At 64.1% G+C, this 24,413-nt stretch carries 27 protein-coding genes; 11 read left to right on the top strand and 16 right to left on the bottom strand.

Annotated elements, in window-relative coordinates:
• Positions 1 to 209 precede the first annotated feature (209 nt).
• Entirely contained in the window at positions 210 to 914 is a 705-nt protein-coding gene (locus ACIP90_RS01195; RefSeq protein WP_400576026.1) for an endonuclease/exonuclease/phosphatase family protein, read from the top strand.
• On the opposite strand, the gene ACIP90_RS01190 is transcribed toward ACIP90_RS01195, so the two are convergent.
• From ACIP90_RS01190 to ACIP90_RS01170, 5 genes are all read right to left on the bottom strand, one after another.
• Positions 885 to 2,624, bottom strand: coding sequence for a DUF5671 domain-containing protein (locus ACIP90_RS01190; protein WP_400576024.1), 1,740 nt, complete (start codon positions 2,622 to 2,624; stop codon positions 885 to 887). The two genes, ACIP90_RS01195 and ACIP90_RS01190, sit on opposite strands and share 30 nt — an antisense overlap.
• Positions 2,621 to 3,085, bottom strand: a complete 465-nt coding sequence (locus ACIP90_RS01185; protein WP_400576022.1) for a hypothetical protein — start codon at positions 3,083 to 3,085, stop codon at positions 2,621 to 2,623. The genes ACIP90_RS01190 and ACIP90_RS01185 overlap by 4 nt, the downstream gene beginning before the upstream one ends.
• An 8-nt stretch (positions 3,086 to 3,093) precedes the next feature.
• Positions 3,094 to 3,282, bottom strand: coding sequence for a DUF1918 domain-containing protein (locus tag ACIP90_RS01180; protein WP_400576020.1), 189 nt, complete (start codon positions 3,280 to 3,282; stop codon positions 3,094 to 3,096).
• An 83-nt stretch (positions 3,283 to 3,365) separates the two neighbouring features.
• Positions 3,366 to 3,719, bottom strand: a complete 354-nt coding sequence (locus ACIP90_RS01175) for a TraR/DksA family transcriptional regulator (RefSeq protein ID WP_400576018.1) — start codon at positions 3,717 to 3,719, stop codon at positions 3,366 to 3,368.
• Complete coding sequence (locus ACIP90_RS01170; RefSeq protein WP_400576017.1) at positions 3,712 to 4,236, bottom strand: NUDIX domain-containing protein; 525 nt, start codon at positions 4,234 to 4,236, stop codon at positions 3,712 to 3,714. Before ACIP90_RS01170 ends, ACIP90_RS01175 begins: the two co-directional genes overlap by 8 nt.
• Positions 4,237 to 4,268: 32 nt before the next feature.
• Between ACIP90_RS01170 and ACIP90_RS01165 the strand changes: the two genes are divergently transcribed.
• The gene (locus ACIP90_RS01165; RefSeq protein ID WP_400576015.1) at positions 4,269 to 4,778 is read left to right on the top strand and encodes a metallophosphoesterase family protein; all 510 of its coding nucleotides are present in this window, start codon (positions 4,269 to 4,271) and stop codon (positions 4,776 to 4,778) included.
• A 50-nt stretch (positions 4,779 to 4,828) separates the two neighbouring features.
• Here the strand turns inward: ACIP90_RS01165 and ACIP90_RS01160 are convergent, their stop codons facing one another.
• The 3 genes from ACIP90_RS01160 to ACIP90_RS01150 all read right to left on the bottom strand — a co-directional run bounded on the left by ACIP90_RS01160 (position 4,829) and on the right by ACIP90_RS01150 (position 6,023).
• Entirely contained in the window at positions 4,829 to 5,005 is a 177-nt protein-coding gene (locus ACIP90_RS01160) for a CsbD family protein (RefSeq protein ID WP_400576013.1), read from the bottom strand.
• A 311-nt stretch (positions 5,006 to 5,316) separates the two neighbouring features.
• A complete protein-coding gene (locus ACIP90_RS01155; RefSeq protein ID WP_400576012.1) occupies positions 5,317 to 5,763 on the bottom strand; it encodes a DUF1810 domain-containing protein in 447 nt (148 codons plus the stop codon).
• Positions 5,764 to 5,771: 8 nt separating this feature from the next.
• Positions 5,772 to 6,023 carry a hypothetical protein gene (locus ACIP90_RS01150; RefSeq protein WP_400576011.1) on the bottom strand — a complete coding sequence of 84 codons (252 nt, stop codon included), beginning with the start codon at positions 6,021 to 6,023 and terminating at the stop codon, positions 5,772 to 5,774.
• A 377-nt stretch (positions 6,024 to 6,400) separates the two neighbouring features.
• Between ACIP90_RS01150 and ACIP90_RS01145 the strand changes: the two genes are divergently transcribed.
• Entirely contained in the window at positions 6,401 to 7,765 is a 1,365-nt protein-coding gene (locus ACIP90_RS01145) for an ammonium transporter (protein ID WP_400576009.1), read from the top strand.
• Here the strand turns inward: ACIP90_RS01145 and ACIP90_RS01140 are convergent.
• Together ACIP90_RS01140 and ACIP90_RS01135 are read right to left on the bottom strand one after the other, a co-directional pair.
• Positions 7,762 to 8,487, bottom strand: coding sequence for a DNA alkylation repair protein (locus tag ACIP90_RS01140; RefSeq protein WP_400576007.1), 726 nt, complete (start codon positions 8,485 to 8,487; stop codon positions 7,762 to 7,764). The genes ACIP90_RS01145 and ACIP90_RS01140 overlap by 4 nt on opposite strands.
• A gap of 134 nt (positions 8,488 to 8,621) precedes the next feature.
• Positions 8,622 to 9,839: a pyridoxal phosphate-dependent aminotransferase gene (locus ACIP90_RS01135; RefSeq protein ID WP_400576005.1), complete on the bottom strand. Its 1,218-nt coding sequence runs from the start codon at positions 9,837 to 9,839 to the stop codon at positions 8,622 to 8,624.
• A 116-nt stretch (positions 9,840 to 9,955) separates the two neighbouring features.
• On the opposite strand from ACIP90_RS01135, the gene ACIP90_RS01130 reads away from it, so the two are divergent.
• The 3 genes from ACIP90_RS01130 to rlmC all read left to right on the top strand — a co-directional run bounded on the left by ACIP90_RS01130 (position 9,956) and on the right by rlmC (position 14,435).
• Positions 9,956 to 10,855: a ribonuclease Z gene (locus ACIP90_RS01130; RefSeq protein ID WP_400576003.1), complete on the top strand. Its 900-nt coding sequence runs from the start codon at positions 9,956 to 9,958 to the stop codon at positions 10,853 to 10,855.
• 215 nt (positions 10,856 to 11,070) lie between these two features.
• A complete protein-coding gene (locus ACIP90_RS01125; protein WP_400576002.1) occupies positions 11,071 to 13,230 on the top strand; it encodes a glycogen debranching N-terminal domain-containing protein in 2,160 nt (719 codons plus the stop codon).
• Positions 13,231 to 13,310: 80 nt separating this feature from the next.
• Positions 13,311 to 14,435, top strand: a complete 1,125-nt coding sequence (gene rlmC / locus ACIP90_RS01120) for a 23S rRNA (uracil(747)-C(5))-methyltransferase RlmC (RefSeq protein ID WP_400576000.1) — start codon at positions 13,311 to 13,313, stop codon at positions 14,433 to 14,435.
• 30 nt (positions 14,436 to 14,465) lie between these two features.
• Here rlmC and ACIP90_RS01115 read toward each other — a convergent pair whose 3' ends face one another.
• The 3 genes from ACIP90_RS01115 to ACIP90_RS01105 form a co-directional block, all read right to left on the bottom strand.
• Positions 14,466 to 15,443: a dienelactone hydrolase family protein gene (locus ACIP90_RS01115; protein ID WP_400575998.1), complete on the bottom strand. Its 978-nt coding sequence runs from the start codon at positions 15,441 to 15,443 to the stop codon at positions 14,466 to 14,468.
• Between the two features lie 250 nt (positions 15,444 to 15,693).
• Entirely contained in the window at positions 15,694 to 16,110 is a 417-nt protein-coding gene (locus ACIP90_RS01110) for a CBS domain-containing protein (protein WP_400575997.1), read from the bottom strand.
• Between the two features lie 32 nt (positions 16,111 to 16,142).
• Complete coding sequence (locus ACIP90_RS01105; protein WP_400575995.1) at positions 16,143 to 16,616, bottom strand: SRPBCC family protein; 474 nt, start codon at positions 16,614 to 16,616, stop codon at positions 16,143 to 16,145.
• A 498-nt stretch (positions 16,617 to 17,114) separates the two neighbouring features.
• Here ACIP90_RS01105 and ACIP90_RS01100 point away from each other — a divergent pair, with 498 nt between their 5' ends.
• The 5 genes from ACIP90_RS01100 (at position 17,115) to ACIP90_RS01080 (ending at position 20,887) form a co-directional block, all read left to right on the top strand.
• Positions 17,115 to 17,441 carry an ArsR/SmtB family transcription factor gene (locus tag ACIP90_RS01100; protein WP_400575993.1) on the top strand — a complete coding sequence of 109 codons (327 nt, stop codon included), beginning with the start codon at positions 17,115 to 17,117 and terminating at the stop codon, positions 17,439 to 17,441.
• Positions 17,438 to 18,217: a cation diffusion facilitator family transporter gene (locus tag ACIP90_RS01095; protein ID WP_400575992.1), complete on the top strand. Its 780-nt coding sequence runs from the start codon at positions 17,438 to 17,440 to the stop codon at positions 18,215 to 18,217. The genes ACIP90_RS01100 and ACIP90_RS01095 overlap by 4 nt, the downstream gene beginning before the upstream one ends.
• Entirely contained in the window at positions 18,147 to 19,343 is a 1,197-nt protein-coding gene (locus tag ACIP90_RS01090) for a tetratricopeptide repeat protein (protein WP_400575990.1), read from the top strand. Before ACIP90_RS01095 ends, ACIP90_RS01090 begins: the two co-directional genes overlap by 71 nt.
• 119 nt (positions 19,344 to 19,462) lie before the next feature.
• On the top strand, positions 19,463 to 20,437 hold the full coding sequence (gene yidC, locus ACIP90_RS01085) for a membrane protein insertase YidC (RefSeq protein WP_400575989.1): 975 nt from the start codon (positions 19,463 to 19,465) through the stop codon (positions 20,435 to 20,437).
• A 51-nt stretch (positions 20,438 to 20,488) separates the two neighbouring features.
• Entirely contained in the window at positions 20,489 to 20,887 is a 399-nt protein-coding gene (locus ACIP90_RS01080; RefSeq protein WP_400575988.1) for a nuclear transport factor 2 family protein, read from the top strand.
• A 48-nt stretch (positions 20,888 to 20,935) separates the two neighbouring features.
• On the opposite strand, the gene ACIP90_RS01075 is transcribed toward ACIP90_RS01080, so the two are convergent.
• The 3 genes from ACIP90_RS01075 to ACIP90_RS01065 are packed head-to-tail and all read right to left on the bottom strand — an operon-like array spanning position 20,936 to position 24,048.
• Complete coding sequence (locus ACIP90_RS01075) at positions 20,936 to 21,811, bottom strand: carbohydrate ABC transporter permease (protein WP_400575986.1); 876 nt, start codon at positions 21,809 to 21,811, stop codon at positions 20,936 to 20,938.
• Positions 21,808 to 22,689: a carbohydrate ABC transporter permease gene (locus ACIP90_RS01070; protein WP_400575984.1), complete on the bottom strand. Its 882-nt coding sequence runs from the start codon at positions 22,687 to 22,689 to the stop codon at positions 21,808 to 21,810. Before ACIP90_RS01070 ends, ACIP90_RS01075 begins: the two co-directional genes overlap by 4 nt.
• 3 nt (positions 22,690 to 22,692) lie before the next feature.
• Entirely contained in the window at positions 22,693 to 24,048 is a 1,356-nt protein-coding gene (locus ACIP90_RS01065; RefSeq protein ID WP_400575982.1) for an extracellular solute-binding protein, read from the bottom strand.
• Between the last annotated feature and the right edge of the window lie 365 nt (positions 24,049 to 24,413).

The following is a 24,413-nucleotide window of genomic DNA, read 5'->3' as shown; positions in this document are numbered from 1 at the left end:
CTACCGCGAGCTCCCCCAATGCCACCGTCAGGGATGCCTCGTTCACCTCCGACGCACCAATATTGGGGTCCCCGAGGTCTCCACCGAACATCCAGAGGCATGCCCGCGGCGGGCAGCCGGCGGGCGGTAACCTACCGATCCCCCGGTGATTTTCTGGGTAGACTCGGAGCCAGGTCCTTCTAGCAGCCCTCGGAAGAGGTGTTCCACTGATGCGAGTAATTAGCTACAACCTCCGCAAGCACAAGGCCAGCGGAGAGCTGGTCAACCTGGCCCGCAATTTCGGAGTCGATGCCCTCTGCCTCCAGGAATGCGATTCCGCGGACCTGCCGGAAACCCTCGGTCCCCTGCACTTGGCCGACTTCACCAAAGGCAACAGGCTCGGACTGGCGATCTACTACCGCACCGAGCGGTTCACGGCGCTGGAAACCAAAACCTTTGCCCTGAAGAAGTCCATGCACGACCACGTCATGGCACCCGCCCACGAGCGCCTCATCGGCACCCGGGTTGTGGACAACGAGACGGACCACGAACTGGTGATTGGCTCCTTTCACGCGGCGCCGCTGACCGCTTCCAATTCACTTCGCCGGAAGCAGATCCATGCCGCGCACGCGGAGCTCCTGAGCATGGGCAGCGGACTCATGACGCTGATGGTTGGAGACTTCAACTACCCGTTCTTCACCAAGAGCCTGCATGCGCACATGAAGGATGCGGGCTATGCCCTGTCGCTCAGTAACCGCAGGACGTACACGCGCTACAAGGTCTTCAAGGGGCACTTCGACTTCGCCACGTCCCTGGGGCTGGATATTTCGAGCGTGGAGACCCTGCCGCGCGGCAAGTCGGACCACTTGCCGATCCTGGTCACCGCGGAATATGGCCAGGACCGCTCACCGATCAAAAGGCAGCCCGTCTCCTGACGCGGCACCGTCCGCCAAAGGAATAACGTCGATCCGGCCATCCCGGCCGACGACAACCAGCGCGCGGGCGCAGCTGATGCCGTTCAGCGCCGCCGTCAGGTTGGCGGGATCCGGCTCCGTGCCGGAGCCTGCGGCTGCAGCGCCGCCGTCGGCCCTTTGCCACACCGTAACTTCGGCGCCGCTGGCGTCGCGTATGGCGCGGGATAACGGAACGGGATCGGAGGCGGTCACGAGGATGACGTGGCCGATGCCACCCCTGGGGGCCTGCTCCCCGGACGGCTCCCCGGACGGCGGGACCGCCCGTTCCCGCCGCCAGACACCGTAGTGGTACGCCGCGACCAGTCCCGTGGCCGTCAACAGGCCGAGCGGGGTGCGCACCCTGCCGAGCAGGCTGCCCCGGCCGGAGGAGGCGTCGAGGAGATGCTCAAATGCCAGGTAGCCGATCACCAGCAGCGCGATGAGCGCCACCACGGCACTGATACCGAAAACCACCACCAGGTAAATGCGCTGGCCCCGGTGCTCAGACGGCTCAAGGCTCCTCTCATGGATCCGCTGGTGGTGCCGCGGGTGCAGAGGGTCCCACGTTTGCCACCAAACCGGACCGCCCACTGACAAAGCGCTAAGGCCGCCCAATAGCAGCGTCCGCAGGCCTGTTCCCGCGAGCGCGGTTTCCGCCAGCCCGAGTGACGCATTCACCACCACGCCCACCCCTGAGGCCGCGGCGACCAACGCGGCACCGGCCGCCAGCAGCCGGGGCGCCTGGCGCATGGCCCCTGGCCGGTGCCCTGCGAGCGCAGCGTGATAGCGCCAGACCATCGCGCCGATCGCGGCCGCCGCCACAGCGGGACCAAGTGGCTCCAGGAGCTGCGGGAACGGGCCCGAGCGGTCAAAGGCCAATCGGAGCAGCACATAGAGCGAGGCGATTGCGCCCGAGAGTGCGAGGATGCAGCCGCCAAGGACACCGACGACGGCAAGTGCCACGTTGGCCAGGCCCGTTGTCAGGAAACGTCCGCGGCCACGGATCCAATGCCACCACCAGAGCACGGCTCCACCGGCCGCCCAGACCAGAGGCTGCAGCACCGGGATCCACCAAGGGTTCCCGACCGACTGCGTTCCGGTGAATCCCTGAAGTCCGGCATCGAGTAGGTTTCCCAGGGCCGTGGCAGCCCCGCCTGCGCCGATCAACAGCCCGAACACTGAGCCCACCACGATGGGCACGCCGGCCAGGTGGCGGGGCCCTCTGGCCGGATGCAGCCACATCCACCGGTGCCATACCCAAACCAGGGCCCACACCAGGCCGGTGGCTGCTTCCGAATACCACTGCGGCTCCTCACCGCCGATAAGCGAGGAGGCCAGCCCGAGAAGTGCAGTGGCGAACGTGATGAGGGCGACCGCATAGACGCCGGCGACGTAGAGGCTCCAAGATAGCGCGGCCCTTTCCCCGCCCTCGCGTAGCCGTCGCCACACTGCCCACCAGAGCATGGCCGCGAGCGTGCCCCCGACCAAAGCGAAGGCGAGCGACCTGGCGAGCCCGCCGACGTCGCCCTCCGCAAGCGAGGTGCCGCTGGAGAACAGCCGCCCCAGCAGGCCGCTCAGGCCCGATGCCGCAATCAGGACAAGGGCAAACAGGAGCAGGAAAAGTATCAGGCGGCGGACAGTGGTCAGCGCCGAGTGCTGTGGCAGGGCCGTATCCGGCCGGACAGTGCTCATGGGCGCACAGCAGCGGCCGGGCAGATGGTGAACCGCCAGGGGGCGGTTTTCACGAGCCACCGCCCGCCGACCTTGACGAGGTCAAACACGTCCTCGGTCTCATATTCCTGGCTTCCGAACGGACCGCTTCCATTCGAAACCGCGATGGCCACGTGGACATCCGCGGAGTCGGCGCGTTCCGTCGTTGACAGCAGAGTGACCCGCAGCCCGCTGCGGGCAGCGTGCTCTACCGGGCCGCACGGCCGCCCCGACCGGTCTGCAAGGTAACCTGACGCGGTGGCTTCGTCGCCGTCGAGCACCGCGGCGGCGTAGCGCTGCACAACGCCCGCGGGCGTCCCCTCGTCCAGTGGTTCCGGCTGGCCACGGAAGAAAACCGCAGCCAGCGCCACCACTACGAGGCCGGCAATGACGGAAAGGATGACGATCAGGATCCGATCGGGTCGCCTCGCGGGTTCGCGCACCGCAGGAGCTACGTAGTGCGGTGCTCGACGGCGAAATCGCCGCCGGGATACAGGATGGTCTCGTGGCCGTCGTCGAAGCGGACGTGGTACGGCGGAGTTCCGTTAGGGCCACGGACTTCCAGGATCTCCCCATGCCGGTCCGACGATTCCACCGTCCGGCCATGGATGATGATGCGGTCTCCTTGGGCTGCCTCCATGGCAATCACCTCCCAGCCCTAGCGTACGATTTCCGGCCCGGCTTCGGAACAGCCTGTAAGCCGGATGTTTCTACTCCCGCCGCTCAGGCCCTGCCTCGTGCGTGCAGGATGCAAAACGGCGTCCAGGGCCGGGCTTCGAGCCTGCCCTCCGCGATCTGTTCACCGCATATCGCACACGAGCCGTAAGTGCCGGCAGCGATCCGGTCCAAAGCTGCCTCAACCTCGGCAAGGCCGGACCTGCTCTGGTCCAGCAGCGCCGATGCCTGGGAAAGTTCGAAGGCGATCGTGGCGCCTTCGGGATCGTGTTCGTCGTCCACGTTTGAGTTCTGCCGGGCCACGTTGGCCGAGGCTATGTCTGCGCTGAGCGCGGGCAGCAGCGCGAGTTTCCTGGCCCGCTCCTCCTCCAGGAGCATCCGGAAGCGCGCGACGTCAATCATGAAGCACCGGCCGCTCGTGGTCGAGCAGTTTCTCACTGAGCGCGGGCCAGGACGCTGCGAAAGTGGGATGCAGGTTCAGCCGCGCCACGTTCCCGACCGGGATCCATCTCAGTTCAATGCTCTCGGGGTCGCTGATGGCCGGCTCGAACGGCTCTACGACCCGGACGGCAACCGTGGTGTAGGACCAGTAGCCGACGTCGAAGACGGACGTAAACAGAACCCTGACGTTGCCCTCCGGGACAGCGGCTTCCTCAAAGGCTTCGCGAAGCGCCCCGGTGACGGGATCCTCCCCCTCGTGGAGCGCACCGCCGGGCAGGCCCCAGGTTCCGCCATGGTCGCTCCAGACTGCGCGATGCTGGAGCAGGATGCCCTTCCCGGGGTCATGGGCCAAGAGCCCGGCGGATCCAAAGCGTCCCCAGAACCTTCCGCGCTCGCCCTCCACCCATGCGTCGCCTGGGTCGCGTGGGCCAAGCGGTCGGCGGGGATCTCCGGGCGGGGCAGGCACGATTCTCTCCATCGTCCCAGTCTGCCTCATGGGAAGATGCTTTGATGAGCCTCCGGCTAGTGCTGATTTCCGACACCCATGTGCCCAAGCGGGCACGGGGACTGCCCGATCAGGTGTGGGCCGCCGTCGCCAACGCGGATGTCGTGTTCCATGCCGGTGACTGGGTGACTGCGGAACTGTTGGACGAGTTTGAACGCCGCAGCCGGAGGCTGGTCGGCGTATACGGCAATAACGACGGCGCCGAGCTCCGGCGGCGTCTGCCGGAAAGGGCCAGCATCTTTCTGGAAGGCTTACGCTTCAGCATGGTCCACGAGACGGGCCCCGCGAAAGGGCGCGAGGAGCGCTGCGAGGCGCTCTTCCCGGACTCTGACATCCTGGTGTTCGGCCATTCCCACATTCCCTGGGACACGACCTCCGCTGGCGGGCTGCGCCTGCTGAACCCCGGCTCGCCGACGGACCGCCGCCGCCAGCCGGTGTGCACGTACATGACGGCCGCCGTCGACAGCGGCCGCCTGCTTGATGTGAAACTGGTGGAGGTCAGAAAACCCTCCTAGCAGCAGGAAGCCCCGCCTGCAACGGCAGGCGGGGCTTCGGTCAGATCAGATCAGTCGCGCTTGAAGGCATCCTTGACCTTTTCGCCGGCCTGCTTAAGGTCGGCCTTGGCCTGATCAGTCTTGCCTTCGGCTTCCAGGCCTTCATCGTCCCTGGCCTTGCCAGCGCCCTCTTTGGCCTTGCCACCAAGCTTCTCTGCTGCGTGATCAATCTTGTCGTCCAGACCCATGACACTGTCCTTCCGTCCGCGTAGCCCGCTGGCTGCGGGCAGGCTCGTGCTTCAAGTGTAGAACCGCCGAACAGCCCGGTGAAGGAGGATAGGATTCCCTCTAAACCTTGGGAAGGCCCCCTCTTTGCGGGGTCTGGTGCAACCACCAGTTCGGGTCCGGGCACCGGGCTTTTCCCAAGACGCAAAAGGGACACTGGCGGTGTCCTGAAGAACAAGGGAGCCGCGACCCGTTGATGAAGGACTGCCGGGTCCCGGCGCATCCTCCCCCCTGATGCGCAGGGACCCGGCGAGCTCCCTTTCGAACCGCACTCTCAGTCCAGCTCGCGCTGTTTCTTCAGCAGCTCGTCCGTAGCGGCGTCCGGCTCTCCCTCGAAGAAGCGGCTGAGTACCTGCTTGAATGCAGGCTCCCCCGGCGCTGCACGGAGGAACAGGGTCACGGATGAGTGCAGCTTCCGTGCATCGGTCCTGCCAAAAACGTCTTCTGCCGTTTGGTCCTTGAGCGCTCCGACAGTATCAGCGCACTCGATCAGCCGCGGGCCGAGGACAGGGTGCTGCAGATAGGCAGTGGCTTCCTCCAGTGAACGGATGGCATACTTCCTGGATGTGGCGCTCTGCCCGAGTCCTGCGATCTGGGGAAATATGAACCACATCCAGTGACTGCGTTTGCTGCCGGTCTGCAGCTCGGCGAGCGCCTGGTCATAGGTGCCGCCACTGTTTTGGGCCGTTACGAAGCGGTCCAGGTCAAAGGGATCCTCCACTGCAGCTCCTACGTTGATGCGTCCCGCTCGATCTCGTCGGCGAGGGTGTCCACGTCCTCCGGGCGCATAGAGATGCCGGCGCCATCGAGGCGCTCCTGCAGGACATGATTCACGTCGTCATCGACGACGTGGCCGAGGCGGATATCGTCACGGATTTCATCCGCGATGTGCTCTACCGTCTCCGGAGCAGCCGGGACCTGCGCGCCCGGTCCGGGCTCATCGTCAAAATAGCCAGCGCCAGTGGCTGCGGAATCAGTCATACCCCATCGTGGCCGCGCCCCGCGGCGGCGGTCAATCCCCCAGATGGCACTCGGGAGGAGCTGATGTCCGGTGAGGATCCGTTCACTCAGCCGTAATGCTGCCGCTCCTGTCCGGGCCTCACCGTGGCGAACTCCCGGTTCCCGTGTTTTCGCGGACACGTACGAGGAGTGGCCAGGAGCGCGAGCACACCCGAGGGCTTTCGTTAACATGCCCGAAACAGTCCGGTCACGCGGGCTTTACGCAAGGTCCGATTCCGAAACTTTGACGAAACGCAGCCAGCCCCGCCCTGAAACAAAGGTCGACAAGTATCGACGAGGGGAAAACGGCGGGCATCAACGGAGCCCGGTTGGCTACTGTGATGCGAAGGGACACACCGGTGGAACTCACTGCTGGAAACATCTGGATACTGCTGTCGACGGCGCTCGTTCTGCTCATGACCCCTGCCCTGGGCCTGTTTTATGGGGGCATGACGCGGGCGAAGGCCTCGCTCAACATGATCATGATGAGCTTCGTATCAGCAGGCATCGTCGGAATCGTCTGGGTTCTCTGGGGCTACTCGATGACCGGCGGCGAAGGCATCATGGGCCTCTTCGGCAATCCGTTCGCCAGCTTCGGGCTGACCAACCTTGCCGGTACGGACCTCATCAAAGCCGGCTACAGCGCCACGTTCGCCATGCTTACCGTCGCCCTCATCAGCGGCGCTGTCGCCGACCGGGCGAAGTTCACGGCATGGGTTGTTTTTGTTCCTCTCTGGATCACAGCCGTCTACTGCCCCCTCGCCTTCATGGTCTGGGGCGGCGGCCTCATGAGCCAGGGCGGAGCTGTCACTGCGGCGTTCGGCCAGGTCATTGACTTCGCAGGCGGCACCGTCGTCGAAATCAGCTCCGGGAGCGCCGCATTGGTCCTCGCCCTCATCGTCGGCAAACGCCACGGCTTCGGCAAGGACCCCGGCCACCGGCCCCACAACGTCCCGTTCATCATGCTCGGCGCGGCCCTCCTGTGGTTCGGCTGGTTTGGTTTCAATGCCGGTGCAGCCACTACCGCCGAGCAGGCCGGACTGATCTGGATCAATACCCTCGTGGCCCCTGCCGCCGCGCTGCTCAGCTGGCTCGTCACCGAGAAGGTCCGCCACGGCCACCCGACGTCCCTCGGTGCCGCGTCCGGTGCCGTCGCCGGTCTGGTGGCGATCACCCCGTCCTGCGCAAACATCAGCCCCCTGGCCGCGGTGGGCCTGGGGCTGGTGGCTGGGTTCGCCTGCGCCATGTTCGTGGAACTGAAGTACAAGTTCGGTTTCGACGATTCCCTTGACGTCGTGGGCGTGCACCTGGGCGCCGGGCTGGTCGGAACACTGGCGCTGGGTTTCATCGCCCTGCCGGTCGACGGCGCGGGCGGAGGTCTCCTCTATGGTGGCGGCTTCCAGCAGCTCATTGCCCAGACCGCGGCGACGCTCATCACCCTCGGACTCTCGGTCCTCATGACGGCCGTCATCGGCATCGCGATCCACAAGACCATCGGCTTCCGGGTCAGCCACGAGGACGAGGTCACGGGCGTCGATCTGTCCGAGCACGCCGAGACTGCGTACGACTTCGGGGCACTGGGGCACGGCCACTTCCACCCGCTCCCCCAGCACCTCGACCCGGTGGCGACAGCGTCCCAGGAGGCGCCCGTCCCGTCTGCAGCGACCGAGGCCGTCGAAGCAGGGGCCGTGTCCGTCGAAGAGCCCGAGAAGGTCAGCGCCTAACCACGTCTTTGAGCGGCGCGCGAAAGCCGCAGCTCGGGCCGGCTTTTCGACACTTCATCGAGGACCAGCGCGATCGCCTCCCGGGCAGCGACGCCGTCGGGTCCGGGAGCTGCAGGCTCCGCGAGAATGAACGCCGCCCGGCTGGTGAACCTGTCCCAGTCACCCCCACCCTGCTGCAGGGCACGCAGCGGAGCGAGGAGGGCGGCGCGGCGCAGCCACACGTCGGATTCACGCGCCCACCGGTCGAGCACCGCCTCAGCGCGACGCCTGCCCTGCGCGTCGATACTCTCCATCAACGGCCCCACCACGTCGACGGCCAGGGGGTCGACCAGTGCGCGCAACCGGCCGGTTCTGACAAAGCCTTCAATGCGGGTCAGATCCGAGTTCCTCAGAAGCCGCACCTTGGATTGCAGGAGAACCGCGGCTGCGAGGCGGCGTTCAAAGACCGGCTCAGCCCATAGCTCGGAACTCAACGCGGTGACGTCATCGTGCGTCAGGTCGGAGTGACGGCGGAGGGCGTCTCTCACTGCGCCCCGCACCGCACCAACGGAGGACCCGTAGAACTCAAGCCGGACGCCCTGCTCGTCACCATCTTGGAGATCACGGCTCTGCAGATGCCCGTCCTGGGAACGGCCACCATATGTTCGGCGCATCTCGTCGGCCCTGTACCACGCCCCCTCCCGCTGCAGGGCGCGGTCGATGAACTCGCCAGCCTCACTCACCTGTTCATTCTGCGCCGTCCGTCTCCGTGGCGGCCAATCCGCATCCGGGAAGCCACTGGCCTTGGCGCGAAGTCCGGCCAGGCAAAACAATCTGCGACCACGGCCATCCGGTCTGTTGACCTCCGGGGCTCCCGTCAGCTGTTGCGGTATGCGGCCAGGAAGGTTGAGATCCTGCGCACTGCTTCTTCGATATCCTCCACCGATGGCAGGATGACGAACCGGAAGTGATCCGGCTGGGGCCAGTTGAAGGCCGTTCCGTGCGACACCAGGATCTTTTGGTCGCGGAGCAGCTCAAGGACGAACTGCTCGTCGTTTTTGACCGGATACAGTTCAGGATCGAGCCGTGGAAACAGGTACATGGCTCCCGCGGCGGGCACGCACGTCACTCCTGGAATGGCTGTCAGGAGTTTGTGCGCACGATCGCGCTGTTCACGCAGCCTCCCCCCGGGCCGGATCAGGGCCTCGATGCTCTGATAGCCGCCAAGACAGGTTTGGATCGCGTGCTGGGCAGGGACGTTGGGGCACAACCGGAGGGAAGCCAGCAGCTCGAGCCCTTCGCGGTAGGCCAGTGTCACGGCGTGCGGGCCGGTGACGGCCACCCAACCGGCGCGGTAGCCGGGCATGCGGTATGCCTTGGAAAGTCCGCTGAAGGTCAGGCAGCAGACGTCCTCTGCGACGGAGGCAGTGTGAATGTGCTCGGCATCCTCGTAACGGATTTTCTCGTAGATCTCGTCCGAGAAAAGCACGAGGTTGTGTTTGCGGGCCAGGGCGGCGAACTGCTCCAGAATATGCCGGGGGTAGACGGCCCCGGTGGGGTTGTTCGGGTTGATGATGACAATCGCTTTAGTGCGTTGGGTGATCTTTGACTCGACGTCGGCCATGTCCGGCCACCAGTTTTCGCCCTCGTCACACAGGTAGTGCACCGGTTTGCCGCCTGTCAGCGCGACAGCTGCGGTCCACAGCGGGTAGTCGGGAGCCGGGATGAGGACTTCATCCCCGTTTTCCATGAACGCCTGCAGGGTCATGGAAATGAGCTCGCTGACGCCGTTGCCGATGAAGATATCCTCGACGCCGATCTGCAGGAGGCCTCGGGTCTGGTAGTACTGGGAAATCGCCGTGCGCGCCGAGAAGATGCCCTTGGAATCGCTGTATCCCTGGGCCCCCCGCAGATGATGGATCATATCCACGACCACGGATTCGGGCGCCTCCAGTCCGAACTCTGCGGTGTCCCCGAGATTCATTTTGAGAATCCGGTGGCCCTCGGCCTCCATTTGCTTCGCCGTTTGAAGCAGTGGCCCCCGCAGTTCATAGCGGACATTCTGAAGTTTGCTGGAGAGCTGCATCGGACGCATGGTTGATCTTTTCATAAACCTCCGGAGACGGCGTTGAAGGCAGGCGGTTTTTTGCAGCAGGCATGAGCAGGATGACGGGTGGCCATGCCTCGCTAACCAGTGAGAGACTCGGTTTCATGCGTGAACTGGTCGTGCTGGGCACCGCCTCCCAAGTGCCAACCCGCGCCCGCAATCACAACGGCTACCTGTTGCGCTGGGACGGCGAGGGACTGCTCTTTGACCCGGGAGAGGGCACGCAGCGGCAAATGATCCACGCAGGAGTTTCGGCCTCCCAAATTACGCGCATCTGCCTCACCCACGTCCACGGCGATCACTGCTTCGGGCTGCCCGGGGTGCTGTCACGCATGGTGCTGGATGGTGTGACGCACCCGGTCCATCTGCACTATCCCGCCACCGGCGACGACGTCGTCCGTGCGCTGGTGTCCGTCGCCTCCCCCGGCTTGGACCTGCGGCTGCAGCCCCACGCCGAGGCCGGGCAGATCGCCCCGGGCCTGGACGTGCAGCCTCTGCGGCACCGCATTGAAACCTTCGGCTACCGGCTCAGCGAACCTGACGGCCGCACGTTTCTGCCTGAGGAGCTGAAAGCGGCGCACATAACCGGCCCGGACATCGGGCGGCTGCAACGCGAGGGGAACCTTGACGGCGTGCGGCTTGAGGACGTGAGCGTGCCCCGGCCGGGCCAGCGCTTCGCCTTCATCATGGACACCGCTCCCTGCGAGGGCGCCGAAGCGCTGGCCGACGGCGTGGACCTGCTCGTGGCCGAATCAACGTTCAGTGATGACGACGCATCCCTGGCCACGCAATATGCCCACCTCACGGCTGGCCAGGCCGGTGACCTGGCGGCCGTTGGCGGCGCCGAAACGCTGGTCCTCACCCATTTCTCGTCCCGTTATGGGGACACCGGCCTGCTTGCGGACCAAGCAAGGGCACGGGCGGACGGCGCTGCGGTCATTGCGGCCAATGATCTCGACAGGATCAGCTTTCCCAGGCGGCGGTTAGCGTCCCAATCCTTGTAGTCCCGCCCAAGGGAAGGTTGTATCCAGGCAGAGCGCCGCGCCGGTTCCTGCCCTGCGTTCCTGGCTTGAGGGTTCCGTCAGCACTTCTGGCGAGGGGCACCCATCCCGCAACAGGCAGGCAGGCGTAATGTCGGTTAAACAGGGTAAAGGGGCGACCGAGGGTTGATGGAGCCTGCTGTCGCGCCGCGCCCTGCCAGTCGATTGAAGGAGTGCGGATGGCTGGGTGGAATGCTGACACGGCTGCCGGGCCTGTAGGCGCCGGAACGATCACTTTGGTGGAGGGTTCCTCCTTCTGCATCTCCCTCGTCAACGGGGATATCCATCCGCAATACCAGCATGGAGTCTTCCATGAGGACTCCCGCATCGTGTCCGGCTGGAGCCTGACCATTGACGGCGAGTCGATTGAGCCCCTGGCGGCGGAGATAAAGGAACCGTACAGGGCGCTGTTTGCGGGGCGTGCTACCCGTTCAGATGGGTATGCGGACAGCCCGTTGATCGTGGAGCGGTTGCGCGAGGTGGGTTCCGATATCCAGGAGCAGGTCACTATTCGTAATTACTCTGCGGAGCCGGCCGAATGCGTTATTTCGGTAAAGCCTGAAGCTGATTTCGCGGATCTTTTCGAGGTCAAGGAGGCCCGGATCCGGCGGCGTTGGGAAGAAATGCGGCAGGTGGACGGTGATTCGCTGACCATCCGTGCCGTCTGGCAGGATGTCCGGAAGGGGCTCCTTGTCCAGGCTCCTGGAGCCGACGTCACACAGGACGCCCTGACTTACCGGGTGTCCGTCGCGCCGCACAGCCAGTGGAGTACCGTCCTCACCGCCGTCCCAAGCAGCGAGGCAGCAACTCCTCCCCCGCCGTCGTTCATCCATACCGAAGGCGGGGACTTGTCCCCCCGGGACCACCGCCGGCGCGAGTGGGTGGCGAAGATTCCCAAACTGCACATGGGCAACCGCTCCATCGAACGGACCCTGCAGCGCAGCTATGACGACTTGGGCGCGCTCCGCATCGAAGATCCGAGCCATCCGGAGCGGATTGTCGTGGCAGCTGGAGCTCCCTGGTTTATGACCCTGTTCGGGCGGGACTCATTATGGGCTTCCAGCATGGCGATGGCGGTTGATCCGTCCCTCGCCCTTGGCACCTTGCAAACACTGGCGGACCGCCAAGGCCGCACCGTCGATGGGATGAGCGAGGAGGAGCCCGGCAAAATCCTGCACGAGGTCAGGCTTAACGCCTCCGGCGCACTGGTACTGGGCGGAAAGCCCGCCTACTACGGAACTGTCGACGCCACACCCCTGTTCGTCTGCGTCCTCGGGGAGCTTAGCCGCTGGGGATTCGCTCCGGATACCATCGCCGCACTGCTGCCACACGCAGACCGGGCACTGGACTGGATACGTGATTACGGAGACAAGGACGGTGACGGGTTCGTCGAATACGCGCGCCTCAACCCCCGGGGGCTGGTCAATCAGGGCTGGAAGGACTCCTGGGACGGGATCAATTTCGCCGACGGTACACTGGCCGAGCCCCCGATCGCCCTATGCGAGGTCCAGGCGCAGGTCTATGCCGCGTATATGATCCGCTCCAAACTTGCCTCTGACGCCGGCGACGCAGCCCTGGCGGCCGAGTACCGGAACCGCGGGGTGCAGCTGAAGAAGCAGTTCAATGAACGGTTCTGGCTCCCCGACCGTGGCTACTACGCCATCGGGCTGGACGGGAAGAAGCGGCCGGTCGATGCATGCGCCTCCAACATGGGACAGTGCCTGGTGTTCGGCATTCTCGATGAGGACAAGGCGCCCCTGGTGGTCGATCGGCTCATGTCTCCCGAGATGTTCAGTGGCTGGGGGGTGAGGACCCTGGCCAGCGACATGGGCGCCTACAACCCCGCCAGTTACCACAACGGGTCCGTCTGGCCGCATGACAACGGGATCATCGTCGCTGGCCTGATGCGCTACGGTTTCGTGGAACAGGCGCAGCGGATCTCAACCGCACTCTTTGAGGCAGCGGAGTACTCCGATGGCAGGCTGCCGGAACTCTTCTGCGGCTTCAGCCGGGACCAGTTTGCAGGGCCTGTGCCTTATCCGGCGGCGTGTTCCCCGCAGGCCTGGGCCGCGACCACTCCTCTCGTACTGATCAAGAGCCTGATGGGCTACCATGCCGACGTTGCCAACGGCAGTCTGTGGATGGATCCTGCACTTCCGGAATCCTACGGCGACCTGCATATCACCAACGCGCCAATGGCCGGCGGACGAATCACGATTGACGTTTCCGGTACTGCCGCGACCGTCCATGGGCTCCCCGAGGGGATGACGTTCCATCACGGAGCCCGGCCATGGCTAACCGATCTGGCGGCACAGGACAGGCTGTCCGGAAAAGCCTAGTCAGCAGGATTGGTTGGGAAGACCGGGGACTGACTGTGGAACCACGGGACGTTCCGCGGGAAAAGTAGAATTGCAACATCATGCAATGCTCCTACTTTGATGCTGCCCGCTGCCTTTCCTGCACACACATGGGCCAGCCGTATGCCGAACAGCTAGCAGCCAAAGAGCTGCACTGCCGAACGCTCCTCGCCGGCCACAGCTCGCTGCAATGGCTGCCGCCGGTGGGCAGCCGCGAGGCTGGTTTCCGCAACAAGGCCAAGATGGTGGTCGGTGGTTCGGTACGGAATCCTACCCTCGGTATTCTCGACACCGAGGGGCGGGGTGTGGACCTGCGCGAATGCGGGGTGTGCTCGCCCGGCCTGCAGGCCTGCTTCCCTGCCTTCGCTTCGTTCATCAGCCAGGCCCGGCTCACGCCTTATGATGTGCCAAGGCGCAGCGGCGAGCTCAAGCACCTGATTGTCACCGAATCCCCGGACGGCGAACTGATGCTGCGCCTGGTCTTGCGGTCAGAGAACCTGATCAACCGCATCCGCCGTCATCTGCCCTTCTTGCTGGAAGCGGTGCCGCAGCTGAAGGTGGTGTCCGTCAACCTGCACCCGGAGCACAAGGCTGTGCTGGAAGGCGACCGTGAGGTGGTGCTCACTGAGCAGTCAACGCTGCGAATGCGCGTCAATGACCTCGACCTCCACCTGAGGCCGCAGAGCTTCTTCCAGACCAATACCGAGATGGCCGCTGCCCTGTACCGCCAGGGAAGCGAATGGGTCAGTGAAGTCGCGCCGGCTTCCGTCTGGGACCTCTACTGCGGTGTTGGCGGCTTTGCCCTGCACTGCGCCGACCCGTCCCGGGACGTCATCGGCGTCGAAACCAGCCGGGAAGCCATCACCAGCGCCGAATTGAGCAGCAGGGACGCGGGCCTGCAGAGGGTTCGATTCCAGTCCGGCGACGCCACAGCCTTCGCCGTTTCCACAAGCCCGGAGCCCGAACTCGTGATCGTCAATCCTCCGAGGCGGGGCATCGGCAACGAGCTGTGCGGCTGGCTGGAATCCTCAACCGTGCAGCATGTGGTCTACTCGAGCTGCAATGCCAAGTCGCTGGCCCGCGATCTTGCAGCCATGCCCTCGTTCACGGCACGGCGCGTCCGGCTGCTGGATATGTTCCCCCAAACTTCCCACTACGAAGCCATGGTGCTGCTCAAAAGGTCCTAGTCGCACAGGCGGACGTTTGAGCCCCGTGCCTTAGACGTACCGTTCGAACCACGCCAGAGTGTCGTTCCACGCGGCGGTCGCCTGTGCCTCGTTGTAGCGCTCTCCGGTGTCGTTGTGGAACGCGTGGTCGACGCCGGGATAGACCTTGATCTCGTGGCGGACCTCTGTTGCGGCGAGGGCGTCCCGGAGGGCCGGCATGGCGCCGGTGATCCGGTCGTCGAGTTCCGCATAAACACCAAAAACCGCCGGTTTGATGGCCGGAACTTTTTCCAAATCCGGCGCAGGCCCGTAAAACGCCGACGTTGCCTTAAGACCTGTCAGCTCCGTCGCCGCCTGCCAGGTGATGCCGCCTCCAAAGCAGTAGCCGGTCATGGCGATGCGGCCCGAGTCGACATAGTCCTGTGTGTTCAGATAGTCGAAACCGGCTTTGAAGTCGGAGACGTGGCGTTGGGCTCCTGCCTTGGTCAGCGCACCGGGTACGGCATCCCGGTCCAGCCTGGCAGTGCCGCCCTCGCGGCTGAGCAAGTCCAATGCGAGCGCCGCATACCCGGCCTTGGCGAAGCGGCGCGCCACGTCCTGGATGTGGGGCGTTAGCCCGCGGTTTTCGTGGCAAACCAGGACGGCAGGCCCGGGCCGGTTCCCCTGTGGCCGGGCAAGGTACCCGCTGATGTTGGTGGCGCCCGCAGGTACCTGCACGGTCGCCGTCAGCATGCCGGCGGCACCTTCCGGAACAGACAGCGGACTCTTGGCCCCAGGAACTGCGCCTGCGGTGGCAGTTCCTCCGCCCGGAGACGGGGTTGTCGGTTCGGGGGTTGGCATGGGGTCGGTGCTGCGCGGAACCTCATTTGGAGTGCAGCCCACCAGCAGCATCGCCGCCGCAGCTGCGCCCATGCTGCCGGTAATGAAGGCCACCCGACGCGTGAAGGTGCGTCGGCTCATGGTCCCGGCGCGGTAATCGTCGAAAAACTCCTCGATCAGGTACTTCTCGAATTTGCCTAGCTGCGTCATGAGGGCCTCCGTCAGTGTGAAGGTATCCTCCTCCGAAGTCATTCACCCGGCAAGGGCGAAGCGCCGGTCTGGGGACGACCCATGGGAGCCCGAGGAGCTCTCACCCCGGCCAAGGACGCGCTGGCGCGGTGTAACAAAGCTGAGGATGCAGGACAGGTTCCCGGCCAGGCAACGGGCGCCATGGGCGCGTGTACGGGTTGGTACAGCGCAGCCCTGGCGCCCGGTGGACCCGGCCGGATGAGGGTTCTATTTAGTAGAAGGAGATGAGTTCGACGAGCTCGCCAACCCTGTCCTCAGGGTAGTTGCGGGCGATGTCGGCCTGGCTGAGCATTCCGACCAGGTCATGGCCGTCAATGACCGGCAGCCGACGGACCTGGTGTTCCTGCATCGTCCTGATCGCTTCCTCGATGGAATCGTCGGCGCCGATGGTCACAGGCTTGCCCTGGCCAAATTCCCCGGCGGTGGCGGTTCGGGGGTCGCCGCCGTCAGCGAGGCACTTGATCACAATGTCACGGTCCGTGAGCATGCCTTTGAGCCGGTTGTCCTCACCGCAGATGGGCAGAGAACCGACGTCGAGGTCCTTCATTTTCCGCGCAGCCTGTTCCAGGGTTTCCTTTTCACCGACGCATTCAACGCCGCCGGTCATGATTTCACGCGCAGTGGTCATGGCATTCTCCTCAGATGACCCGACAGAGGCTTCTACATCTGCCCGGTGGGGCCGGTGTCCTCGACTTCTCCACGCCAGGCTCCGGTTTCGGTGCCGCGTGACTCGATGAAGTCCTTGAATTTACGCATGTCGGCTTTTACTTGCATTTCGTCGATCTTCAGGGCCGCACCTGCTTTCTCGGTGAAGGTTTCCGGCGCCCATTCAAAATGGACCTTAACCTTGGTGTGATTGGCATCGAGCGGCGTGAACCGGATGATGCCGGCATGAGACTTGCCGTCGGTGCTGCGCCAGGCGATCCGGTCGTCCGGCTCCTGGTCGACTATTTCCGTATCGAATTCCCGCTGCACACCAGCGACCTTGGTAACCCAGTGGTTGGTTGTATCGGTCAGTTGGGTTACGGATTCAACTCCGGACATGAACTGCGGGAAGGATTCGAACTGTGTCCACTGGTTGTAGGCCGTATGGACCGGAACATCGACATCAACGGTCTCTTCAACGGTTTGCATTTTCTTCCTCCTGTCAGTGAGGGACGGCCCGCGAAAAACGGACCGGTAGCGGGCGCCGTTCTGCCGGAACAGCACCCCTACTCCTGAAAGGTAAATCCGCTGGCTGTCTGTGTCCAGACCCTCCAAGTCCATGAACAGCCCGCGTGAAACCACCGAGTAAGACCGTCCTCAGCAGCCATGTTCCACCTGGCAGTCCGGCACTTCCAGCGCGGATCCATCTCTTGCGGCAGATGTTCCTGTTTAACCATGGGCCAAAAGTGGTTGGCGGCGTAGGCTTATTTCAGGCCGGCGACGGACGGTCTGGTGGTTTCCCCCATGCCACGTAGACTCCCAGCCCGCCGCCGGTCTTTGCGAGTACGGATCGGGGCCAAGCCCCATACCAGCCACCGTGCCAACCCGCGCCTGCCCCACTTTTCGGCCTGCGTTTTCGGCCTGCGTTTTCGGCTGGCCCGCAATACACGATTGCCTGAATACACGCTTGAGTGTACTTTTGGGTCCATGGAAACCCTCACGCACGCTCCGGTGCTCGCGCGGTTTGGCTACGCTGTCTCGGATCCGACCCGGGCCCGGATTCTGCTGGCGCTGGCGGACGAGCCAGCCTACCCGTCGGATTTGGCCGACGCCCTGGGAGTGTCTCGGCAGAGCATGTCCAACCATTTGAGCTGCTTGCGCGGCTGCGGCTTAGTGGTGGCCGCCGCGGATGGCCGGCGCACCCGGTACGAGCTTGCCGACGCCCGCTTGGGCCATGCGGTCAAGGATCTGATCGGCGTCGTGCTGGCCGTTGACCCTGCATGCTGCGCGCCCGATGGGACGTGCGTCGCATGAGCACTGCCACACCGACCGTCCCGTCGCCCGCCCGCCGCGCCGTCTTGAGCCGCCGCGTCCGGATGTTCGCGGCCGCGACGATCACGTACAACATCGTCGAGGCCGTCGTGGCCCTCTGGGCCGGAAATGTGGCGGACTCCTCGGCGCTAATCGGATTCGGCCTGGATTCGGTGATTGAGGTCGCGTCTGCGGTGGCTTTATCTTGGCAGTTCTCTGCCAAGGATCCGGTGAAACGAGAGCACCTGACCCTGCGGATCATCGCCATATCGTTCTTCGCCCTTGCCGCCTTTGTCACCGTGGATTCCGTGGGGTCCCTGACGGGCGGTGGCGAAGCCCGGCATTCCACGCCGGGCATCGTGATCGCGGCCGTCAGCCTGGCCATCATGCCGATCCTGTCATGGCTGCAGCGGCGTGCCGGGCGGGAGCTTGGCTCCAGGACGGCTGTGGCGGATTCCAAACAGACCCTGCTGTGCACCTACCTGTCGGCAGTCCTGCTGGTCGGTCTGGTGCTGAACAGCGCCATGGGATGGTGGTGGGCCGACGCCGGTGCTGCCTTGGTCATTGCCGGGATCGCCGTCCGCGAGGGCATCAATGCCTGGCGCGGCGACGTCTGCTGCACCGTGCCGCTGGCTGCACCTGCCGGCGTCGCTGCTGAAGACGGCTCTCCTGAAGAGGATGACTGCTGCGGCACGGATCGGCCGGGCAATGGAGGAACTGGGACGGGCTGTTCAAAGACCCTCATGCCCGGCAAACCTGTGCACTCTCAGGAACGCTGACCGGGCTGAGCGTCAGGTCCTACTATTTCAAGGACGTGGGCATAGTTCTGTGCAGCTTTGGGGCAGCGGCGGCAAGACGCCTAACGGCGACCCGAACGACGTCGATCCCGACGGACCGCGTGACCTGCACCTGAGGGTATCCCTCCTAAAACTGGATTCCCGGCCGCATACTGGACGGATGGGGAGACACAGCTGGGCCGGTTTTGGGAAGAAACGCAAACCTCAGGACGTGTGGTCGGAGTGGAAGGCCGCGGACGAGGCAGGAGACGAGGCCGGCGCGGCCAGGCTTGCTGCCGAATTGCTGCAGCTGACTCCGAACTCCTATTACAGCTGGTTTCAGGCCGGTATCCTGTCCAAGGCCCGTGGCAATTGGCCAGAAAGCGCGGAACGCAACGCTCGGGCCGTTGAGCTATTCACTTCCAAGGACGCTGAGGAGTTCGACGGTGCCAACCCCGCGGCTTGGAATTTAGGCATCGCATCAACAGCACTGGGCGATTGGGCCACGGCCAGACGCGCCTGGGCAGCCTATGGCATCGATCTTCCCGGAGAAGGTGCTGAACCGATCGATGTGGACTGCGGCATGGCGCCAGTCCGGATCAATCCTGACCGCCCCAGCCTTCCTCATCAGGTCATGCCTGCAGCGGGCACTACCGAGGTGGTCTGGTGTTGGCGCCGCAGCCCGTCCCACGCGGTCATAGCGAGCGTTCCGCTTCCCGAGTCCGGCCACAGGTTTCGGGACGTAGTTTTGCACGATGGGGAACCGAAAGGAACCCGACAGCTCGACGAACGGGAGGTGTCGGTGTTCGACGAACTCGTGCGTCTGGAAGAATCCGGCCTGCCAACATGGCAAGCCGAGGTCATCGGGGCCGCACCAGAAGACCTTCAGTCGCTGTCAGACCTCCTCGAACACCGCGGGTTGGGCATGGATGACTGGTCAGGAATCAGATTGATGTGCTCGCAATGTTCACATGGTGTGCGTCGGGACGGACACGACCACAGCCCCCAAACATCAGATGCGAGCCTGCTTGGCATAGCAGGCCACGAATCCGACCTTGGCGAACTGATGGAAACATGGCTGGCCCGTACGCCCGGGATCGGCGTGCAAAACCTCACGTGGCTCTGGTGATTGCCCGAGCGTAGCAGCCGGGGTGCGCGTAGTCTGGGGGCAAAAGCCTCAGGGCCGCCCAGGGCGGCGGCGAGCACGCGCAGCTGCCCTGGGGTGAGCCTGATGAACAGGGGTATTGCATGGACTTTTTTCAAACGGTCATGTTTCCGTTCAACTGGTTCGTGTCCATCATCATGGTGGGCTTCCATGAGGGGCTGAGCATCATCGGGTTGCCGCCGGCCAGCGGCTGGACGTGGACGCTGTCCATCATCGGGCTCGTGCTGGTGATCCGGGCAGCCCTGATTCCCGTGTTCGTCAAGCAGATCAAGGCGCAGCGGGGCATGCAGCTGCTGCAGCCGGACCTGAAAAAGCTGCAGGACAAGTACAAGGGCAAGAAAGACCCGCTGTCCCGCCAGGCCATGGGTCAGGAGCAGATGGCCCTGTACAAGACGCACGGCACTAACCCGTTCTCCGCCTGCCTGCCCCTCCTGATCCAGATGCCGTTCTTCTTCGCGCTTTTCACTGTGCTGTCGGGCATAAGCACCGCCCGTGACCAGGGCAAGGGCATTGGTGCGATGAGCCACGCCCAGGTGATCCAGTTCGATGACTCCACCATCTTCGGCGCCCCGCTCTCGGCTACGCTGCTTCACAATCCCGAAGGCAATCCGACAGCGGTCACCATCCTGACTATCGTGATGATCCTGGCGATGACGGCCTCGCAGTTCATCACGCAAAAGCAGATCATGGCCAAGAACATGTCTGAAGAGGCCATGGCCTCCCCGTTCATGCGCCAGCAGAAAATGATGCTCTACCTCCTGCCCATCGTGTTCGGTGTGGGCGGCATCAACTTTCCCATCGGTGTCCTGATCTACTGGACGACGACCAACCTGTGGACCATGGGTCAGCAGTTCTTCGTCATCCGCCGGATGCCGACGCCGGGTTCCCCCGCAGCCAAGGCCCTCGCCGAGCGCCGCGCCGCGAAAGGCCTCCCGCCAGCCCCCTCCCCTGGAAGCAAGAAGGCCGACGTCGAGGCAGAGGCTGCCGCTGCGATCGCACACGCCCATAGCCAGCGCAGCCAGCCGCAACGCAAGAACAGGAAAAAGAAGCGGAAGTAGCGCTTGCCGTTTGGCTCTCGCAGCGACTTTGTTGCCGGAGCATACTGAGGTATGAGTGACTCCGACGAATTCCTTGCCTGGGTGAAGTCCGCGTTGTACCAGGCGGAAGTCGCCCTTCACAACGGTGACGCCGCCCCGCGACGGGCGCTATGGTCCCGCAAAGAGCCCGTGAGCATCTTGGGAGCGTGGCGCAGCGCTGTTGGTCAGCGTGAACTGGACGAGCTGTTCACGGGCCTTGAAAGGCAATTCTCTGACTGCACGTCGTACAACTTCGATTTGCAGGCCTATGACGTCGTAGGTGACGTGGCCTATACCGCAGGTTTAGAGCACACTTCAGCATCAGTCGACGGCCAGCCACGCAGTTACAGCCTGCGGGCCACGCAGATCTATCGCCGAGAAGGCGGCGAATGGAAAGTGGCCCACCGGCACGCAGACACCGTGGTTGAGTGACGTCGCGCCCGGCTCGTTGCGGTGTCGACGACATCGGCTGACCGCGGGTTAGCCCCGGACCGCCCCGGACAACGCGAACGATCCGCCGGACCCCCGCGCCACCAAAACGTACAGGACCAGGACCGGAACCGAATAGAGGATGGAGAATGCGGCCAGCTCACCGTAGGCGATGGCGCCATGCTGGCCGAAGAAGCTGAAGATCGAAACGGACGCGGGCTGTTTCGATGGGGACAGCAGGAGTATGAAGGGCACGAAAAAGTTGCCCCAGGTCTGGATGAAAACGAAGATGAACACCACGCCCAGCCCCTGTCGCATTAGGGGCAGCACCACGGTGCGCAGGGCCGTCAGCCCGGAGGCACCGTCCATCCAGGCGGCTTCCTCCAGCGAGACGGGCACCGTGTCCATGAAGTTCTTGGTCATCCAGATGGCCATTGGCAGCGCCGTTGCCGCCATAAAGAGAACGGTTGACGGCATGGAGTCCAGCAGCCGCAACTGGACGAACAGGCCGTAGACCGGAACCATGATCGCGGTGATGGGCAGGCAGGTCCCGCACAGGATCGAATACAGGAACGGCTTGTTGAACCTGGACTGGAACCGGGAAAGCGGGTAGGCGGCCAGCACGGCAGCCGCCAAGGTCACCGCTGCCGTCCCGCCGGAGAGCAGGAGGCTGTTCCAGAGCGGCCTGAGCAGCAACTCCGGCGTGATGACCGCCGCAAAGTTGGTGAGCGAGGCGTTAGCGGGCAGCTGTGTCTGGTAACCGGCGTTGGTATCCAGCGAAGCGAATACCAGCCACAGCAGCGGCAGCAGAAAGCAGGCGCCGATCAGCAGCAGCGCGGCATCTGCCGGTGCACTGGCAGTGCTGCGCTGTGGCGAGGTTACCCGCCCCTTAGCGGTCCGCCGGGCCGTCTGTTCCGCCGTCGTCATCGGCTGTCCCCCTTGAGCAGCCGGACGTAGGCAATCCCGAACACCAGGCCCAGGACAATAAGCACGGAGGCGATCGCGGTGCCGTAGCCTATGTCGCCGAACTTGAAGGCCTCCTGATAGGCAAGGACCGGCAAAGTGGTGCTTGCATTGGACGGTCCGCCGGCCGTCATCACCCAGATCAGGGTGAAGACCGCCAAAGTCTGGAGGGTCACAAGCATCAGGTTCGTGGCGATGCTGGACCGGATCAATGGCAGCGTGATGAACACCAGCCGCTGCCGGCCGGAGGCGCCGTCCATGAGGGCGGCCTCGGAGATGTCCTGCGGCACCTCGGCGAGGGCCGCCCGGTACACCAGCATGGAGAAGGCCGTGCCGCGCCAGATGTTGGCGAGCACCACGGCCACCATGGGGAACGCGTACAGCCAGTCGGTACCTGCCCAGCCCGCACCCGCGAGCAGCTGGTTGAACGTCCCGTCCTTGCTGAAATAGGCGTAAGCGGCGAACGCTGCAACAATCTCCGGAAGCACCCAGGCCGCCACCACGGCGGTGCCCACGACGGCGGACACGGGCTTCCGGGCACGCGTCATCAGTCCGGCAATCAGCAGTCCCAGCAGATTCTGGCCCACGATTGCGGACGCCACCACGAAAACAACTGTCAGGATTATTGACGCCGGGAATGCGGAGTCGGTCAGCAGCCGCGCGTAGTTCTCGACGCCGGTCCAGGCCGGATTCCTGGCGTTCCGGCCGGTAAGGGCCGCATTCGTGAAGGATGCGTGGAAGGACCACAGGACGGGCGCCGCGAGGAAAAGGAGGAGCAGCAGGACGGACGGCACGACCGGCAGCAGCCGGAGCTGCTGCCGGACGGACTTGCGGGCACCCATGCGCTATTTCTGCAGGACCTTGGCGTCACCCACCTGGTCCCTGATTGTCTTGTCGTACTGCTCTGCTGCCTCCTGCGGCGACAGCGTACCCGTGATTACGGCTTCTGTGGCAACCTGCACGGCCGCGGAGACCCGCGGATAGTCCGCTGTTGCCGGACGGTAGTGGGTGACGGAAACGAGTTCTGACACGTCCTTGACGAACGGGTTGGCCGCCAAGTAGTCGGGTTCGGCGGCAACGTCGGACCGGACCGCGATTTGGGAACTCGCAACGGTGAACGCCAGTGAGTTCTTCTTGTTCAGGGCCGTGGCAAGGAACTGGAAGGCCTGGTCCGGATTCTTCGAGTCCGCACCGACAGCCAGGGTCCAGCCGCCCGACATGCTGACGCCGCCCGGCTCCTGGCCGCGCTGAGTGGGGAACTTAGCCACGCCCATGTCTTCGGCGTAGCCTGCCCACTCGTAACTGCCGCCCTTCTGCCAGAACGACGGCGCGTATGAACCTTCCACGACGGCCCCCATTTTGCCCTTCGGCAACCATTCGCCGAAGACCTTCTTCCAGACGTTCGCGTCGAGCGCCTCGGCAGGCGTAACAGCCAGCTTTTCGTCGTAGAGGGTTTTCAGGAAGGCCAGCGAATCGGTGAAGCCCTGCGAACCGACCACCCACTTCTTCTCCTGCTGGTCATACAGTTCGCTGTCCGTGCCATACAACAGCTCGTAGAAGCTTTGCATCACTGTGCCTTCACCGGTCGCCTTGCCGGCGTACATGTTGAAGGGAACCACGGACGGATCCGCGGCTTTCATTTTGCGGGCAGCGTCGAGTATTTCATCCCAGGTTCGGGGCTGCCACGGCACGGCGATCCCTGCCTTTTGCAGGACCTTCTTGTTGTACCAGATGCCGCGGGTGTCAGTGCCCAGCGGGACAGCGTAGATGCCGCCGTCGTCCCCGGTGCCGGCAGCTTTGACGGCTTCGCTGTAGGTCTTCCAGTCGTCCCATTTCTCAAGGTAACTGTCCAGCTTCAGGAGGTATCCGGCGTCGACGTCCGACCGCACTTTGAAAGTATCCTCGTAAAAGACATCCGGTGCGGTTTCCGCTGATCTCAGGGCCAGTGCAAGCTTGGTGCCATAGTCGTCGTCGTTCGCCTCGATGGGTTGCAGCTCAACGGTGGTGCCTTGATTAGCGGCTTCAAATTCCTTCTTGGCATCCTTGAACAAGGTGTCGAGGGCGGTAAAGGAGTCTGTCTTTTGGTAGACGATCTTTAGTGTCCGGTTTTCTGCGGCCGGCTGTTCCGGGGAACAGGCCGATGTTGCCAGCAGCACTGCCGCAGACAGCAGTGCCACAAATGTTCTGGCAGGGCGGTGCATGACGCTCCAATCTCTCCGAGCGGCTGCAGCCCCCAATATCCTCCAGCTGGCCCCAGCCTCTATGCAATTTCAGGTGAATATCGCCCACTGGCTAAGCGGCGGGAGCCGGTCCTCAGCCTTCAAGCACTAGCCTTCAGCCGGGAACCTCCCCAGCCTCTCTGACAGAGTATCCCTTTCCCGTCAGCAAATTGCATTTGCTTGGGCAGCCTCGGCGCGGGTGTCGCCCCAATTGATTCCTGCCCGGTGCGGGTCAAGCGGGACCGTCTGTGCGCTGGAGCGGTCCGCGACGGCAGCGGTCGGGGCGTTCAGAAGTTCGCGACCTCACCCGCCTGCCGGCCCTGCCCATCCGCCGAAGTTGCCCGCTC

Source organism: Arthrobacter sp. NPDC093139, from assembly GCF_044754165.1.
In the GTDB taxonomy this organism is placed as follows: Bacteria; Actinomycetota; Actinomycetes; order Actinomycetales; family Micrococcaceae; genus Arthrobacter.
The sequence above is the reverse complement of the archived record's forward strand: the minus strand, read 5'-3'. Positions and strand labels throughout refer to the sequence as shown.